Annotated in this window: 16 protein-coding genes, 1 tRNA gene and 1 pseudogene; 7 read left to right on the forward strand and 11 right to left on the reverse strand. The window is 47.7% G+C overall.

Features of this window, described 5'->3' with window-relative positions:
* Positions 1-110: 110 nt before the first annotated feature.
* Together QUA42_RS08105 and holA are read right to left on the reverse strand one after the other, a co-directional pair.
* A complete protein-coding gene (locus tag QUA42_RS08105; protein ID WP_333136690.1) occupies positions 111-1,100 on the reverse strand; it encodes a hypothetical protein in 990 nt (329 codons plus the stop codon).
* A 229-nt stretch (positions 1,101-1,329) separates the two neighbouring features.
* Positions 1,330-2,307 (reverse strand): DNA polymerase III subunit delta, encoded by a 978-nt coding sequence (holA, locus tag QUA42_RS08110; protein ID WP_333136692.1) that lies wholly within the window; start codon positions 2,305-2,307, stop codon positions 1,330-1,332.
* Between the two features lie 176 nt (positions 2,308-2,483).
* On the opposite strand from holA, the gene QUA42_RS08115 reads away from it, so the two are divergent.
* The gene (locus QUA42_RS08115; protein WP_333136874.1) at positions 2,484-3,224 is read left to right on the forward strand and encodes a DUF1868 domain-containing protein; all 741 of its coding nucleotides are present in this window, start codon (positions 2,484-2,486) and stop codon (positions 3,222-3,224) included.
* A gap of 225 nt (positions 3,225-3,449) precedes the next feature.
* A complete protein-coding gene (gene cbiE, locus QUA42_RS08120; RefSeq protein WP_333136694.1) occupies positions 3,450-4,754 on the forward strand; it encodes a precorrin-6y C5,15-methyltransferase (decarboxylating) subunit CbiE in 1,305 nt (434 codons plus the stop codon).
* 31 nt (positions 4,755-4,785) lie between these two features.
* Here the strand turns inward: cbiE and QUA42_RS08125 are convergent, their stop codons facing one another.
* The 6 genes and pseudogenes from QUA42_RS08125 to rlmD all read right to left on the reverse strand — a co-directional run bounded on the left by QUA42_RS08125 (position 4,786) and on the right by rlmD (position 10,882).
* The gene (locus QUA42_RS08125; protein ID WP_333136696.1) at positions 4,786-5,670 is read right to left on the reverse strand and encodes a CPBP family glutamic-type intramembrane protease; all 885 of its coding nucleotides are present in this window, start codon (positions 5,668-5,670) and stop codon (positions 4,786-4,788) included.
* 78 nt (positions 5,671-5,748) lie between these two features.
* Entirely contained in the window at positions 5,749-6,789 is a 1,041-nt protein-coding gene (lpxD, locus tag QUA42_RS08130) for a UDP-3-O-(3-hydroxymyristoyl)glucosamine N-acyltransferase (RefSeq protein ID WP_333136698.1), read from the reverse strand.
* 143 nt (positions 6,790-6,932) lie between these two features.
* On the reverse strand, positions 6,933-7,250 hold the full coding sequence (locus QUA42_RS08135) for a YkvA family protein (protein ID WP_333136700.1): 318 nt from the start codon (positions 7,248-7,250) through the stop codon (positions 6,933-6,935).
* 644 nt (positions 7,251-7,894) lie between these two features.
* On the reverse strand, positions 7,895-9,010 hold the full coding sequence (locus tag QUA42_RS08140; RefSeq protein WP_333136702.1) for an SPFH domain-containing protein: 1,116 nt from the start codon (positions 9,008-9,010) through the stop codon (positions 7,895-7,897).
* Between the two features lie 167 nt (positions 9,011-9,177).
* Positions 9,178-9,294: pseudogene (locus QUA42_RS08145) on the reverse strand (GNAT family N-acetyltransferase); the annotation flags it as partial.
* A 175-nt stretch (positions 9,295-9,469) separates the two neighbouring features.
* A complete protein-coding gene (rlmD, locus tag QUA42_RS08150) occupies positions 9,470-10,882 on the reverse strand; it encodes a 23S rRNA (uracil(1939)-C(5))-methyltransferase RlmD (protein ID WP_333136704.1) in 1,413 nt (470 codons plus the stop codon).
* A gap of 102 nt (positions 10,883-10,984) precedes the next feature.
* Between rlmD and QUA42_RS08155 the strand changes: the two genes are divergently transcribed.
* On the forward strand, positions 10,985-11,119 hold the full coding sequence (locus QUA42_RS08155; RefSeq protein ID WP_333069268.1) for a hypothetical protein: 135 nt from the start codon (positions 10,985-10,987) through the stop codon (positions 11,117-11,119).
* 232 nt (positions 11,120-11,351) lie between these two features.
* On the forward strand, positions 11,352-11,837 hold the full coding sequence (locus QUA42_RS08160) for an allophycocyanin subunit alpha-B (protein ID WP_333136706.1): 486 nt from the start codon (positions 11,352-11,354) through the stop codon (positions 11,835-11,837).
* A 226-nt stretch (positions 11,838-12,063) separates the two neighbouring features.
* Here the strand turns inward: QUA42_RS08160 and QUA42_RS08165 are convergent, their stop codons facing one another.
* Positions 12,064-12,447 carry a hypothetical protein gene (locus QUA42_RS08165; protein ID WP_333136708.1) on the reverse strand — a complete coding sequence of 128 codons (384 nt, stop codon included), beginning with the start codon at positions 12,445-12,447 and terminating at the stop codon, positions 12,064-12,066.
* Positions 12,448-12,635: 188 nt separating this feature from the next.
* On the opposite strand from QUA42_RS08165, the gene QUA42_RS08170 reads away from it, so the two are divergent.
* Positions 12,636-13,037, forward strand: a complete 402-nt coding sequence (locus QUA42_RS08170; protein WP_006634106.1) for a helix-turn-helix transcriptional regulator — start codon at positions 12,636-12,638, stop codon at positions 13,035-13,037.
* A gap of 257 nt (positions 13,038-13,294) precedes the next feature.
* On the opposite strand, the gene mazG is transcribed toward QUA42_RS08170, so the two are convergent.
* Positions 13,295-14,134 carry a nucleoside triphosphate pyrophosphohydrolase gene (mazG, locus tag QUA42_RS08175; RefSeq protein ID WP_333136710.1) on the reverse strand — a complete coding sequence of 280 codons (840 nt, stop codon included), beginning with the start codon at positions 14,132-14,134 and terminating at the stop codon, positions 13,295-13,297.
* A gap of 71 nt (positions 14,135-14,205) precedes the next feature.
* Positions 14,206-14,835: a metal-binding protein gene (locus QUA42_RS08180; RefSeq protein ID WP_333136712.1), complete on the reverse strand. Its 630-nt coding sequence runs from the start codon at positions 14,833-14,835 to the stop codon at positions 14,206-14,208.
* 72 nt (positions 14,836-14,907) lie between these two features.
* Between QUA42_RS08180 and QUA42_RS08185 the strand changes: the two genes are divergently transcribed.
* Both QUA42_RS08185 and QUA42_RS08190 read left to right on the forward strand, forming a co-directional pair.
* Positions 14,908-14,979 (forward strand) — tRNA-Val (locus QUA42_RS08185).
* Positions 14,980-15,165: 186 nt separating this feature from the next.
* Positions 15,166-15,549: a hypothetical protein gene (locus QUA42_RS08190; RefSeq protein WP_333136714.1), complete on the forward strand. Its 384-nt coding sequence runs from the start codon at positions 15,166-15,168 to the stop codon at positions 15,547-15,549.
* The last annotated feature ends 90 nt before the right edge of the window (positions 15,550-15,639 follow it).

The raw sequence follows: 15,639 nt of genomic DNA on the forward strand, positions 1-15,639 counted from the left end.
ATTGAAAAAAGTCAAAAGTAAGAAAGCCAAAAGTAAAAACTTGTTTTTACTTTTGGCTTTTGACTTTTGACTTTTAGCACATCGAGTATTCAACTCAAAACTCAAAACTCTTAAGGCGCTGCTGCCGCCCTGCGGTTGGCAACAATCAGATTAGCTTGATACTCTGCCGCTTTTTGCTGAGCCTTTTGATAGTTTGGGCTGGTTGACGGTACGGCTCTCATGAGCTTAACCGCTTCCTGCCACTCGCTTGCTACTGCGATCCACTCATTTTGAGACTGAGCCTTCTGGGCCGAAATTGCTGCTTTCTGAGCTGTGTTAACCGCTTCTCTCCAAGAGTCAGGCTTAGGCGCGGCGGGTTTTGGTGCAGGAGAGGCTGGAGCTGGGGTTGCTGGCGCCGCAGCAGTGGGAGCGGGTTTTGGTGCAGGGGAGGCTGCCTGTGGGGTGCCCGGAGATGCGGCTGGAGAGGATGCAGCGGCTTTAGACGCGGGAGATGCGGGTTTCGGGGAAGGGGAAGCAGCTTCGGGGGCGATGGGTTCTGGGTTCGAGTCGCCGAAGGGGAAAGTTTTAGTAAAGAAAAGCCCTGCGATCGCCGCCAGAGGTACTAAGATACCCACAGGTATTACCCATTTGGGAAATTGTTTTTTCGGAGGCGGGGCTTGATCTTCGTCTTCGTCTTCGTCTTCCTCGTCGTCATCTCGATCGAATTCTCCTTCTTGATAATAGTCTTCGCCTTCGGGCTCGACATCATCTAAACCTACAGAGTCGTCAGGCATTCCACTATCCAAGGGGTAAGGCATTGAATCCGCAGGCATCAGATCAATTTCATCTTCCCACGTAGGCGATCCCTCACCTGTTCGACGCCCGTAAACCTTTACAGTGTGAATTGATTCGAGTCCCAGCTTCGTCATGCCGGTGCGGATGAAATCGACCAATACCATTTGATCCGGTACTTTGTCTGCCTCCAGAATTATGTGGAGGCAGCCGTTGTCCCGCGTCACATCGGCGTTGATGCCTTTGGGTTTGAGTGTACGGTTGATGCTAGATGCGATCGCTTTTGGATCGCCTTGCTTGAGCAGTTCCCGCGGGTTCTGTTGTGTCATGGGTAGCGCTCTTTTTTTGGGGGGGGTGGAGAGCCGGCAAATAATATTAACCGATCGGCATTCGGCGGACAATATTTATTTACCACATTAACTTCTACTTTGCCATTCTGAGAGTATTTCTAGTATCTATTGACCTTTTGGCCCGTGAGCCTGTATCAAGCACATAGCCGCTATCGAAATTTGTTGTAAAAATTTACAGTAAGGGGCCGATCCTGTGCCCTGTCGCGCATCAGCGGAACAAGCTAGAAAGTTCTATAACTTTGGTTTGCAGGGTTGAGATTTCTTCTCGCCCCCGCTTTAAAGAAGCTTCTAACTCTAGCAGCAAAGGCAAACTTTTTTGCAGTTTTTCTAGGCTGGCGTTCTTGACTTCTTGACGAAAATAGTATACTCGTTTCGGATTGCCGAGATCTAGAGCTTGAGCAATTTTATCATCGCGATCGCCCGCTTGGATCATCGCCTTTACCCACAGCCAAATCCGAAATTTACCAGTCAAGCCAGCCACAATCCTCAAACCAGGCTCGCTGCGGCCAGTTAAGCCCGCCAATAAATCTAAAGCCGCGGAGGTATTGCCCTCGCGAATCGCATCGGCTAGTTGGAAGGTATTCTGGGCGTGACAGTGCACCAGTGCTGCAACTTCCTCCGGGTTCAGAGGTTGGCTGCGGTCGCCTGCAAACAGCAGCAATTTTTCGAGCTCGCTGTATAGCTGGCGGGTATCGCTGCCAATGGATTGGGCCAAAAGTTCGATCGCTGTGGCTGTCAATTTTACATTCATTTCGCCCGCGACTTGACGCACCCGCTGGGCTAATTCTTTGTCATTCCAAGGCGGAATCGGTGAAAATTCCCGCACTTGGGCGGACTGGGAAATTAACTTGGTAGACTTGAGCCGACTGTCGGGTTTTTTGACGGATGTCAGCAGCAGCACGGTGGTAGGGGGAATCACTGGCAGCGTCCGTTCAAATTGGGCCAACAGTTCTGGAGAACACTGCTGCGTTACAGTCGTATTTGCCAGCCAGACAAAACGGCTGCCGGTACCGAAGGGCGGCGTTAAGGCTCGATCGAGCCCTTCGACCACAGCGTCGGCTCGATCGGCAATAATCTTGTCATAGTTAAAACTAGCCCAGTTGGGGTCGAGGACTGTTTGCCGCAAACTTGTCACAGCCTGCGCGATCGCAAAGTCGTCTTCCCCCCAAAACAGGTAAATTTGCATGAAAAACGCTCAGTAGCCCAAATAATCAGAGTTGCAGGTTCTGCAAGTCCAACATATCCTGAATTGGACTGTTGGATGCCCGCACCATAATATAAAATTTGGTGTGGGAGTTTGTCACCGCGAGGAAATCAAGATTGGATGATACTTATCAAGCTTACGTAAATCGGGTGGCGCGAATGACGCTGCTGGACTCTTACAAGTCCCAGGTGGAACACATTCAGGAATCTCCAAAATTTAAGCCGGACGAAGCTGGTCACAGAGATCCTGTACCTTTTCCGGGTTATTCGGTGATTACGCCGCCGGCTGGGGAAGATGCAGAAAATGCTGCACTTTATAGTAATTTGCACTCGATCCAACAACGGCTATTGCATGAAATAGCGGACGGTGCGATCGTGGCACTGCCTCCTGATAGCTTCCATTTAACCGTAGCCGATTTGATTTGGAGCAGCGCTTTTCGAGATGCCTCTGATAAAAATCCCGAATTTGAGGAGCAACTGCGCTCGCGCATGGCCGATCGTTTTGCCGCCTCCAAACCCTTGGCGGGGGGCCCTCCCATTCGCTGGATAGTGCTGGGGTTGATGGTGATGACTAGAGCTGTGGGTGTTTGTTTAGCACCGACGGACGAAAACTCTTACAAGCAAATTCTGGAGTTTCGCCGATCGATCTATCAAAATCCCGATTTAATGGCTTTGGGAATTGAACAGCAATATCATTTTACGGCACACATTACTCTGGCTTATTTTGGGGACGTTGGGCCCAACCTAGACCGCGATCGCTTGTGCGCTTTGCTGTCAGAGTTAAACGAGCAATGGCTGGACACGCCGCAAGAACTGTCTGTACACCGAGTGGAACTGCGGAAGTTTGACGACATGACCACCTATCTCCGGCAACCGGACTGGCCTGTGTTTGAGTTTTAACGAAGGAAGAGGGAAGAAGGAAGAAGGAAGAGGGAAGAGGAAGAAGGAAGATTTTTTCCATCTCCCACTCTCTCGCCCCCCTCTCCCCCTCTCCCCTGTGACAATAGTCAGGATATTGCCTATTAAATGCTTTAATTATTTTTGTTTGACAGTAAAGTCAAGGAAAAAATTTATGAAAAACCAGGAAAAATCAGTAATTCTGGTTTTTTACTTTTTGCTTAAAAAGTGACAGTACATGTTGTTGGTATAGGTTTAGATGGAGCTGCTGGGCTGAGCGAATCGGCGCGGCAGGTTGTAGAAATGGCTGCTCTGCTAATAGGGAACGAGCGCCATTTGAGCTATTTTCCCCAGCACGACGGAGAGCGCTGGGCGTTGGAAGATTTGACCGAAGCAATTCTGGAAATTCGCCGCTGGTGGGCGACTGAACCCGAATTAGAATCCTCTGCGGGGACCGTGGAACCCCGCGATCGACCGATCGTAATTTTAGTGGCCGGCGACCCGCTGTTCTACGGCTGGGGAAAGTTGTTAATTGCCCAATTGCCGGCAGAAGAATTGACTTTTCACCCCCACGTCAGTTCTGTGCAGTTGGCTTTTAATCGCTTGAGAATCCCTTGGCAAGATGCTCATTGTGTAGGCTCTCAAGGACGCTATTTTGAGGAGCTGACGGCGAAGCTGAAGCTCGGTGTGGAGAAGATTGCGGTGCTGGCGGACGAAGCTCACACTCCGGCTGTACTCGCAAGTTTGGTGAAAGCTCTAGATTTGCCGACACGCTACGAGTTTTGGGTTTGCGAAAATTTGGGGGCGGCCCAGGAACGGGTAAGCCGCAAGTCTCTGGAAGCTTTGCTGGGAGAGTCTTTTGCACCGCTGAGCGTGGTTGTGATGCTGCGAGAGTCCCCGCCGAGGGCAGAACCTTTGGATTTGGAAAAGTTGCCTTTGTTGGGCATTCCGGATGCAGCTTTTATCGGTTGTGGCGACAAGCCGGGTTTGACGGTGGAACGGGAAGTGCGGGTGTTGGTGCTGGGACAATTGGCTTTGCAACCAGGACAAATTGTCTGGGATGTGGGTGCTGGTAACGGTTCTGTGTCGATCGAAATTGCTCGTTTATTCCCGCAATCTGAGGTGTACGCGATCGAACAAACGGTTTCTGGCACTTCTGCGATTGAGTTCAACTACGGTCGTTTTGGGCTGCAAAATGTGTTTTCGATTAACGGAACCGCCCCGGAAATTTTGCACCGCTTGCGTCCTCCGCACCGGATTTTTATTGGCGGTAGTGGCGGAGGGTTGACTAAAATTTTGGGCGTTTGCGCCCTGCGGCTGCTTCCTGGAGGCTCGATCGTCCTGGCTTTGGAGGCTTTTGAGGATATTGCTACTGTTTTGAGCTGGATGGGCGATCGGGTGCGCCGGGAACCGCACTGGAGTTACCGAATCGTGCAAGTGCAGTTATCGCGTTCTGTGGGTGGAGGGAATTCAACTCGTTTTGATGCGTTGCGGCCTGTTTCCATTGTGACGATCGATCGACACTTGAATTAATGTCGGAATTTTTACCGCTGATTTAAGCTGATTAGCGCGGATTAACGCTGATTTGAGTCAGGAAGAGTAAGGTTGCGGTTGCTAGTAGCAATAAAATGCCGGCTGCACCTGCTAGCGGTTTCGCTGCTATTCCTGTAATCCATTCTGGTGTGCGGCCTGTCGGATTAATTGCGCCTTCTGTATCTACGGTAGTTATACCCCAAATCCAAGCTGCGTGAATGCCGATCGCCAATCCCAAACTACCATTGTCGGCGATGCGGGCTAATGTTAAAACCATCCCCATCAGCCACAATCCGGGTAGTTGCGGTAAAGTTTCTTTGGCGGCCCAAATTAGGTGGGCGATCGCGAAAATGAAACTGGCGATCGCTGCGGCGATTAGCACTGAGTAATCTTGCTGGAGTATTGTTTGCAAGCAGCCGCGAAAGATTAACTCTTCTGTGGCGCTAATCCACAGTGCTAATAACAGAGTCAGCAGACTAGCAGGGTTAAAAATTAAATTCCAAAAATTAATTTTTTTTTCGCCTGTTTCGGTGGAAATTTCCCCGATTTGTAGCTCTATCCAGCCTGCGGTTAATTGCAGACCGAATAAAATTACTAAGCTGATTATTCCTAATCCTAATCCCCGCATTAATGACATTAAAACTGCGGGTTGCCAATCCCAGCCCCAGTTAACAAAAGATGTGTTTTCGATCCAACTTGTCGCCCATAAAATGAAGGGGACAATCACGTAGAGGGAAGCGAGTAAAGGTAGTTTTTTGTTTCCCAGGGGTTGGGGTGGATGCCATTTGAGGGCGATCGCCAGCACAATCGCTGCGGGAAGCCACACCACAATCCAAGTCGAGAAAAACAAGATTATTTTGACAATTGCTGGTATTGACGGCGACAGGAGTCGCAGGTTGTTTATGCTATTCCACATTTAAGGGGTTGCAACTATAATAGTGTTGACTGTTAACTATTAATTAATGACTAATGACTACGGCCAACTGCCAATTGACTACCGATCGAGCTTGCGCTGAATTTGCCTCAGAGACTGGTACATTTCGGGCAAGCGGTTGTAGACGGCTGCGGCTTTGAGAAATAGTTTGTGGGGAATTGCTGGAACGCCCGTCACGATCGCACCTGCGGGCACGTCGCTGTGAATTCCGGCTTTAGCAGTGGCGATCGCCCCATCTCCGATTTTGGCTTGATTGGCAATTCCCACTTGACCTGCCAAAATTACATTGTTGCCAATTTTCACCCCGCCAGCCATGCCAACGTGAGCGGCAAAGGCGCAATTTTTTCCTACTTGACAGCCATGACCTACCTGTACTAAATTGTCGATTTTTGTATTTTGGCCGATGCGGGTTTCTCCGACAGCGGGCCTGTCGATCGTGCTGTTGCAGCCAACCTCAACGCCCTCTTCTAATACAGTGCAGCCAGACTGCTCCATTTTCACCCATCCTGTGGCTGTCGGCACGAACCCAAAACCTTCGCTGCCGATCGCCGCACCGCTGTGAATCACGCAATTTGCCCCGATGCGAGTACGTTCGTGAATTACACAGTTAGCGTGTAAAACTGTGCCGGGACCTATTTCCGCATCTGGGTAAATTACGACATTTGGATGAATGCAAACGTTGCTGCCAATTTTGACTTTTGCTTGAATAACGACGTGGGGGCCAATATAGACATTTTCACCAATTTCTGCTGAGGGGTGAACGACGGCTGAGGCATGAATTTCGGATGCTGGGCGAAACGGTTGATAGAAAATGGCGATCGTTTCAGCAAACAGCAATCGCGGATCTGCTGCGGCAATCCAAGCAATATTGCGATCGTCACATTGAGCTTGGATACTTTCATCTAAGGGTAAAATTAAAGCCGAAGCATTTGTAGTGGCTGTATGAGTGGCAAATTTAGCACCTTCTATGTAACTGATAGTACCGGGTGCAGCTTCATCAACAGGGGCCGCGCCTGTAATTTCTGGATCGGTAGCAACCGACGCTGTGAGGGTGCGACTGGTGGCTAAGTTAAGTTTTTGTACTATTTCGCTAAACTTCATCTATAAAAATTTGTTGTTAGCACAGATGGATCATAGTTAAAATTACCAGCTTTCGAGCACGATCTGAGCAGTTGCCATTTAAAAAACAAAAACCCCAATTTCTTCAAGAAATAGGGGTTGTAGCGCTCGATTATTTTTGGCAATTATTTTACAGAAACTGCATCTACGTCAACGGTGCTGCCTTGGGCTTCAGAATAATGGACACCGGTGGCTTCGGATGCTGATGCTGTCTCTGTTTGGCGGGATTTAAAGTAGTCGATCGCCATTTGGGACACTTCGGAAATCAGCAAGACAGCAATTGCCACATCGTCAATTTGTCCGATGACGGGGAGAAAGTCTGGGGCAATGTCGATCGGGCTTACCAGATATGCCAGCGTTCCCAGAATAATCCACCAGCGGTATTTGGGGTTGCGGAGGGTGTCGCGGTACCAGTTGTAAACAGATTGTATAGAAAAGTTCATGGGGTTGTCCTCTACTTATATTTTCAATCTTGACAAATTGTCGCTCGAAATGCTTGTGGAGATATCCCCCCTAGGGTTGGCAAGAGACTTCTACCTGGGAGTATAGGGAATTGGGGAGGGAGAAGTTGTCAAGCTGTGTTGAAAGGGCGGGGACTCTTGACAACGCCCTACAGAAACCTGACAGATGAAAGCCGATAGAATTAATCTGTGTTTATCTGCGTTTATCTGCGGTTTAAAAAAACATTCATATTGTTGACGGTAGATTCGGAATCTATTACTTTTATATCGTAATTAAAGCAAGTTACTTAGATTGGGATTTTGCAACCGCAGATGTCAGCAGATAAACATAGATGAACCCCGATGGGATTTTGCAACCCCAGATATCAGCAGATAAACACAGATGAACGCTGATGGGATTTATCTGTCTTTGTCTGCTGTTTAAAGAAATTTTTATCTATTACTTGTATACCGTGATTAAAGCAAGTTACTTAGATTGGGATTTTGCAACCGCAGATGTCAGCAGATAAACACAGATGAACGCTGATGGGATTTTGCAACCGCAGATGTCAGCAGATAAACACAGATGAACGCTGATGGGACTTATCTGTGTTTATCTGGTGTTTAAACAAATCTTCATCTATTACTCACGAATTTTGAAAGATCCATTTTTGGTCGCCGATCGCAATTTCGCAGCCATTTGGCAGCCAAAAAGGCTCGTTAGCCGCCAGCCTCTGCCCACCCACAAAAGTGCCGTTGGAACTGCCGCTATCGACAAGCTGATATCGCTGTTTGCCAATTTCGTCCGTGGCCCGGCGGATTTGAGCGTGGTAGCGCGAACTTTGCGGATCTTGTAATACTAAAGTGTTGGTTGGTTCGCGTCCAATTGTAAAGGGATTGGCTGTTAGGGCGATCGCTTCTCCAGAAAGTTTGTAGATTAAATATGCGGTTGTTTTGCGGTCGCTGCTTGCGAGTACCGTAGGTGCAAGTTGGGGAGGATTTCTCCCCGGTGGGAGGCTGTTTTGAGCAAGTTGTTCTGTGAGTTGTTGTAAATCTCGATCGAACCCCGCTGCTGTGTCTGAAGCTGGAAGAGAAGCAGGAGAATTACCTGAAATTAAGTTTAACTGCTGTACGGGAGATTGAGGAACAATGGGACGGCCTGCTTCGGCAATTCTCATTTGCAGGGCGGCGGCATTTTCTGCTTCCTGTCGGGCACTCATTCCTTCAACTTGGCGAATAACTCCGTTGGTTTCGGGAAAGCTGACATCCCCAATTCGCACGTCTTCTAAGTTAAAACCTAGGGTATAAAAATCTTGGACGCGATCGAGCAAATTTTGCCGCAGCAACAGCCGTCCTTGACTGATAAGCTGTTGTAGGGGTATTTGCCCGATCGCTAATCCCATACAATCCTTAACTGCACTTGCTAAAACAGCTAGAGGATCTGACAATTCCAAAGCTACTCGTTTCGGATCTATAACTTGATAAATAACAGTCAGAGTGGCATCTATTAAAAATCGATCCTTAGACAAAAAATCTCCATGCGACTGTACCTCCAAATTGCGGAGTTTGGTGTCTACGAGGACAATTTGAGACTGTTCCAGCAGGGGAAGGGCGAAGCTGAAATGCCGCCCGGATTTCAGGGTACGCACGACGCGGCCGTTTTTGACCAACAAACCCGTGTAACCCGCCCCTATAAAGTCCATACTAAACCCGGCCCAGCGTTCTGGAGTCACGGTTTGAATCAAGGGAGAAGCGTTGTTCATGGGAGGGAGTTGAGGGAGGGGAGATTCTATTTTTAGGGTAACAAATTGCTGGGGGCGAGCGATCGGGCTGTGTGCCGGTTCCGCAACCTCTATTCTATACTTCTAGACACCCCGCGATTCAGCGCGGACTCGATCGAGTTTGCACCTCAGCAACCCACCTTCTGTTCCTACTGCATTCCCACTTTTGCCATCACCCGTTGGGAAGCAATATTTTCAGATTTAGAAAGCGCTACAATGCGATCGAGTCCGAGACTTTGAAACCCGTATTCTAAGATAGCAAACGCTGCTTCAGTTGCTCAACCCATGCCCCCAGTTTATATCTATTTGTACTCACTTAATCACGAGTCTTAAAGTGCATACATTCGCCAACAATCTTGAAATTATCTGCGTTGGATCTGCGGTCTCCCCATCAATCAAAGATTTATGCAATAAGTCTAGTGGGTCGATCGCCCTTTTGATTTACCGCACCAAAAAAGCCGCACACTCAACATGAGAAGTCTGAGGAAAGAAATCCGCAGGCTGCACTCGCGCTAACTTATAATCCCCATTTTCGCACAAAATCTTCAGGTCGCGAGCCAAAGTAGCAGGCTTGCAGCTAACATAAACAATGCGATCTGGTTTGATTTCCTTGATAGCTTCCAAAACCCCGCGATCGCAACCTTTCCTCGGCGGATCTAACAGCACAATATCCGGTGTCAATCCCAAGGAAGGCAGCAAACTCTCTACTGTTCCCACCTGAAAATCGACATTTCTCACGTCATTTAACTCACCATTTAATCTGGCTTGTTCTATCGCCGTCGCTTGCACTTCTAAACCTATCGCTATTTTTACTTGTTTTGCCAGGGGTAAAGTAAAAGTACCAATGCCGCAGTAAGCGTCAACCAAAATCTCGTTTCCCTGCAAATTCAATTCCCCTACAATAACCTCTAACAACGCTTCAGCCGCCTCTGTATTTACCTGAAAAAAAGTATCGGCTCTTAGCTGAAATTTCAAACCAGCAAAGCTTTCTCGCAGATAAGAACGACCCGCAATGCAGCGAGTTTCGGCACCAAAAATCACATTAGTTTGAGCGGGATTTATATTCAAACAAACCCCTGCCAGTTGAGGATATTGTTTCAGCCACTCTGATGCTTGCTCTTCGAGTCCCGGCAACTCTCCAGTGCGAACTATTAAAGTTAGCAGCATCTCGCCGGTGCGCCGTCCGATTCGCAAGGACAAGTGACGCAATTCTCCTGTATGTTTCTTTTCGTCGTAGACTTGCCAATCCCGCCAGTGGATGTCTTCTTTGACTTCTTTTAACAAAGGGTTGAGGCGCGGGTCTTGCACGGGACACTGATTGAGATTGACTAATTTGTGAGTGCTTTTTTGATAGTAACCTGCTTGGACTTGACCTGTCGCAGATATTGCCACGGGATAAGTCGCTTTGTTGCGGTATCCCAAAAATTGGGGAAATCCCTCGATTTTTCCCGTTAAAATTTCATCAACTTGCGGATTGCTAAATCCGCCAATCCGTTCTAAGGCTTGAATGATTTGATTTTGCTTGGCTGCAAGCTGATATTGATAATCTACGTGCTGCCACTGACAACCGCCGCACTTGTCGGCCACAATGCAGTTAGCTCGAATTCGGTGTTCGGAGGTTTCCAGAAGTGTGTCCAGCTTGCCTGTAGCATAGGTGGATTTGACTTGCACGAGGCGCACAAGGACTCGATCGCCCGTCACGGTATCGGGCACAAACACTACTAACTCACCAAAACGACCAACTCCATCGCCGGTGTCTGTCAAGTCGGTAATCTCTATCTCAATCAGTTGACCTTGCTGGCAAGGGTTTGCCAATTTCGTCGAGTTTGGGGTGGGGAATTTAGATTTGGTCACAAGTAGTCATGGTAGGATTTAATATGGTAATGCAATATCGCTCTCTCTTTCCTGAGATAAGTCGTAGCGAAGCGGGGCGTAAGCCATCGCACTCAAGCTCAATTGCAGGCGGTCTTCCTGCTGCTGAACGTCTTGCTGCTAAAGCCAAGCTTCAACCGGGGAGTCAAGCTTGTCGCGAGTTGCCTCGATCCCGTCGGTGCGATCGGCTGTTGGGGCGATGTAGCAAAAACTCGTTAAACAGTCAAAGTGTCTGCCGACATCCAAACTCTCACTCGCAGTTTTTGAGTTTTTCCCGCAGTACCCTGGAACACAAGGAAACTGGCTTGAATATCAAGCATAACGCTTGGGGAGATTTACCCTCTACTTCTAGGATTTATAAATGTTAGGAGCAAGGCGAGTCTGCGAACCAAGAATCCCGTCGCCAACAGATGGGAATGTTTATTAATGTTATCCTCAAATTTGAATAACAATGAGCGTAGTTAGCCAATTTATTCTCCAAGCCGACGACGAACTTCGTTATCCCAGTACCGGCGAACTCCAAAGTATCAATGATTTCTTTAAAACCGGAGAACAGCGGGTGCGTATTGCTACTGCGCTGTCTGACAGTGAGAGGAAAATTGTGGAAGAAGCTAGTAAAAAACTCTGGAAAAAACGACCTGATTTTATCTCTCCTGGTGGCAATGCTTACGGCCAGCGCGAACGGGCTTTGTGTCTGCGCGACTACGGCTGGTACTTGCGCCTGATTACCTACGGTATCTTGGCGGGTGACAAGGAGCCGATCGAAAGCATCGGTTTGATTGGCGTTCGGGAAATGTATAATTCTCTCGGCGTTCCTGTTCCTGGCATGGTCGAAGCTATCCGCTGTTTGAAGGAAGCTTCTTTGGCTTTGCTCAATCAGGAGGATGCTAAGGAAGCAGCTCCTTATTTTGATTATATCGCTCAGGCAATGTCTTAATTGCTTTGGTGATTGCTTTCATGAATGTGGCGGAGCATTCGCGGGTGATTTTTGGGGTGATTTGATCTCGCAATTGCTCGCAAATGTTTCGCTTCTGTTTTGGGAAAGGAAGAGTTGACAGTTGACAGTTGACAGTTGACTGAATCAAAGGCAAGGGTTTCAGCAATTAACAGCGTCCTTACGGTTGGGCGCGGTTGCTAGTGTTAGGAAATTCGCTTGATTTCTCCTAGGAAGCAATGCAGTTTAAGCTTTCCCAGATGTTGAGTTCGTCTCGTCTTTCAATGCAGATTTGATTTAAAAAGTCAAGTGTTTTTTGGAGAGATTGTTTTTTGAATTTCCGGCTGTCGTAGTGAATGGATGTTTTGAGCTGCGAGAGTTCTCCAAGGCTGGGGCAGGTTTGGATATGATGGGCGATCGCATTTTGCCATTCTTCCAGCCTGCGGTACGAGATAAATTGTCCGCCTCTGTCCCGCCGATGCACGAAAACCACGAAAGCCCAAGATTCGACTCGCTTAATTTGATTTTGGCTGATTTTGAGCAGTTGGGCGATCGACCTGACCGTGATGCGGAGCTTTTTCGAGGGTTGGATGCGGCGAAACAGTGCTGTCATAGCTGAGTCACTCCTGAACTTGGGTGAGTTAGTAGGTGTTCGTCTTTGTATCTTACTCTATCGTATCATTCTACACGAATGCAGAGAAGTTGCAGTAATGTTTCTAAGTGTGTAATCCTCAAACCCTGTGTGCTGCCTTGAGCAAGGCAAAAGTACAGCTAGCTTAAGAGTTAAATTGGATCTGTAAAATGCCGGGATTTCTTGACTTTAAGGCTGTCGTCGATCAGGAAAAACTGCGCCCTGTGCGATTTACGGATACGGGACGCGGTAGATTGGGCAAACTTCTGAAAGCAGCTAGAGAGATTCGGGGCTGGTCAATTATTGAAACAGAAATGGTCACAAAAGAATACGAGGCCGCTCTGTTTCGGACAGCCGGAGATCCTGTACCAAAAGATGTCGGTATTAGTAATGCTACTGTTAGTCGCTACGAACGCGGGAAGTTAGAAAGTTTGGATTGGCGATCGCTCAGTCTGTTATGCTTTGTCCTCAAGCCGATCGATCCGGTGACTGGGGAAGCCCTGGAACCGACAAATGCGCTTTATATTGCTTGCGAACATCCGCCGTACAATGACGCGAAGCTTTACGAGTAATTGATTGCTGATATCTGAACTGATGCAGCCAACTTCTTGAGATTGGGAGTTTTGAACCGCAGATATTAGCGGATGAACGCTGATGAACGCTGATGTCATTTTATCTGTGTTTATCTACGGTGATTGATTACCAGAAAGAATTGGTTTAAAGCCCCAAGCATAAGCGGGAGAAATTAAAAGAAGACTATTCATTACTCCAATCCTCTTGCTTTCAGGTAGAGGTCGCTATAAAGCGGTCAACTGTCAACTGTCAACTGTCAACTGTCAACTGAACGATCGCCCTTTTGTTTAGCAATTAAAGCTTTAGCTTGCTGCCACAGAGATTCTAACTCTTGTGGGGCATAATCTGACAAAGGTCGATCGCACGCAGCCTCTACCTTCGCAAACCGCTGCACGAAACGATCGTTTGTTCCTTGCAAAGCAGCCGACGGATCTAAATCGTACCAGCGAGCTAATTGAATCAACACAAACATAATATCTCCCAATTCCGACTGCTGCGCTGCCTTATCCTCGTGTTTGAGAGCGTGTTCAAATTCTGCCATTTCTTCGTGAAATTTATCCCAAACGCCCTCTACACTGTCCCAATCAAAACTCACTTCCGCAGCTTTTTGAGAGATTTTCATCCCGGCGGTAATGGGCGGCAAAGTGCTGGCATAACGGCTCATTTTCGAGGCTAAAGTTGCCGGCTTTTCCGAAGTTGTGCCTTTTTCTGCTGCTTTGATTTTTTCCCAGTTTTCGTTGACTTCATCCACGCTGTTGAGTTCGACATCGCCAAAGACGTGGGGATGTCGCCGAATTAGTTTTTCTGTAATGCCCCCAGCGATTTCTGCGAAGGTAAACTGATTGGATTCGCTGGCAATTTGAGCTTGCAGAATTACCTGTAACAGTAAGTCGCCCAATTCTTCGACGATCGCATCTTTATCTCCTTTGCGAATCGCGTCGGCGGTTTCATAAGCTTCTTCGATTATGTGAGGAATTAGAGTTTGCGGAGTTTGGGCTAAATCCCAAGGACATCCGCCGTCTGGCGATCGCAATTTAGCCACAACTTCTATAAGTTCTTTGAGTGCTGTGAGCGATCGATTTTCAGAATTAGACATAATAATTTACCTTTTATATCAACCGCGCCCGACGGTTGTAACGTTGTTAAGGGCTCCAACCATTGATTTTATTACTTCTTCCTTCTTCCTTCTTCCTTCTTCCTTCTTCCTTCTGCTATGGATTTGCTAGATGTGCGAGTTGGAGCTTTGATTTTGGGCCTCTTAATTGTCTTAGGAGGGCGCAACCCGCTCAATCCTTTCTTTTTTAATCTTTTGTAAGCCGAGCCGCCCCAATCGCTGAGATAGTGGCTCATAGCACCCAATTCTAGACCGATATAAACGGCTAAAATTTCGATGTGGTGTTCCCAGATCGATCGCCCGTAACTCAAAACCACATCCTGCCAATTCCCGCCTAAGTTCCCGACTTTTTCGGCAATTGCCAATCCCACAATTCCGAGAACCGCGATCCAGATAGCGAGGTACAAGATTCGCAAAGCAGTGCCGATCAGAGGGCCGTGGGACAAAAAAGAACGGTGGCGCAGGCTTTTTTGGTACGGCAGCCAAATCGGTTTAAACCATCCCCAGCGCTGATACTGGCAAGAGTAGATATCCAAGTCGGGGCCAAACATCAGCCCGCCGAATAAGAAACTTCCGGAAACGAGCAAAGTCAGGTTGCTGCTCTGAGTCTGGCCAAAGGTGAGGGCTGCCACCAAGGGCAAACTCCACATGGTTATTTGATCGTGGGTGCGGCCAGAGGGCATTTAAAGTTTAGGATTTTTTTTACTTGATCTTTCTGAGTTACTGTGATATGATAAATCCTTGTGAGTGCAATTGGGTGATTAGCTCAGTGGTAGAGCGCCTGCTTTACACGCAGGATGCCGTAGGTTCAAATCCTACATTACCCATCCGATAACTCAATATCAACAGTTTCAGCCGTTTTTAGCCGTCAAGCCGAGAACGGCTGTTGCTATTTAGGGTTCACTGTTCAATTGGGTGACGACTAAATTTAACATTCTGTGGCGGATGTCTCAAAAGTTGGCACCCCATGCTAGAAAATTAATTTATTGATTTTCTTTTTTAGAACCGTGTATATGAAGCCTAAAATAACTAGCCCGATCGCTTGGCAGCAAGCTGAACTGCTAATGCAGCCAGCGATGATCCGAGTGATCGATAACATCCGCAAACAATTAGAGGAGTCAGTTTGGACGGGTACTTATCAAGAAGTGCAGATTCCCATTCCGGGCTATCAACTAATTTTAGAGCTTCAAGGCGAGCAAAGATGTGTCGATATTTGGGAACTTTGCTATCGAGTCTGCTTTGTCAACTACCAGCCCGCCCACAGTCAAATCCAAAGCCAAGAAGTTGTAATTGATACTAGCTTGATTGATGATGAGACTGGCGATGTAGATTGGAATCGTCTAGATGCTAAAGCCAGCCAATTAATTCAAGAAATATTTGCCACTTTGGACAAATAGTCAGTTGACAGTAATGAGCTTTCCAGCGAACAGCCAACAGCGAACAGCCAACAGTTAAGACTCAACAGCCAACAGTTAACAGTCAACAAA

It is taken from the genome of Microcoleus sp. Pol11C2, assembly GCF_036701505.1.
GTDB lineage: Bacteria > Cyanobacteriota > Cyanobacteriia > Cyanobacteriales > Microcoleaceae > Microcoleus.

Bases quoted from the DNA above. Each gene is read 5' to 3' on its own strand.
- QUA42_RS08105 (WP_333136690.1), bottom strand. From the start codon at position 1,100: ATGACACAACAGAACCCGCGGGAACTGCTCAAGCAAGGCGATCCAAAA.
- holA (WP_333136692.1), bottom strand. From the start codon at position 2,307: ATGCAAATTTACCTGTTTTGGGGGGAAGACGACTTTGCGATCGCGCAG.
- QUA42_RS08115 (WP_333136874.1), top strand. From the start codon at position 2,484: ATGACGCTGCTGGACTCTTACAAGTCCCAGGTGGAACACATTCAGGAA.
- QUA42_RS08125 (WP_333136696.1), bottom strand. From the start codon at position 5,670: ATGTGGAATAGCATAAACAACCTGCGACTCCTGTCGCCGTCAATACCA.
- lpxD (WP_333136698.1), bottom strand. From the start codon at position 6,789: ATGAAGTTTAGCGAAATAGTACAAAAACTTAACTTAGCCACCAGTCGC.
- QUA42_RS08135 (WP_333136700.1), bottom strand. From the start codon at position 7,250: ATGAACTTTTCTATACAATCTGTTTACAACTGGTACCGCGACACCCTC.
- QUA42_RS08140 (WP_333136702.1), bottom strand. From the start codon at position 9,010: ATGAACAACGCTTCTCCCTTGATTCAAACCGTGACTCCAGAACGCTGG.
- QUA42_RS08160 (WP_333136706.1), top strand. From the start codon at position 11,352: ATGAGCGTAGTTAGCCAATTTATTCTCCAAGCCGACGACGAACTTCGT.
- QUA42_RS08165 (WP_333136708.1), bottom strand. From the start codon at position 12,447: ATGACAGCACTGTTTCGCCGCATCCAACCCTCGAAAAAGCTCCGCATC.
- QUA42_RS08170 (WP_006634106.1), top strand. From the start codon at position 12,636: ATGCCGGGATTTCTTGACTTTAAGGCTGTCGTCGATCAGGAAAAACTG.
- mazG (WP_333136710.1), bottom strand. From the start codon at position 14,134: ATGTCTAATTCTGAAAATCGATCGCTCACAGCACTCAAAGAACTTATA.
- QUA42_RS08180 (WP_333136712.1), bottom strand. From the start codon at position 14,835: ATGCCCTCTGGCCGCACCCACGATCAAATAACCATGTGGAGTTTGCCC.
- QUA42_RS08190 (WP_333136714.1), top strand. From the start codon at position 15,166: ATGAAGCCTAAAATAACTAGCCCGATCGCTTGGCAGCAAGCTGAACTG.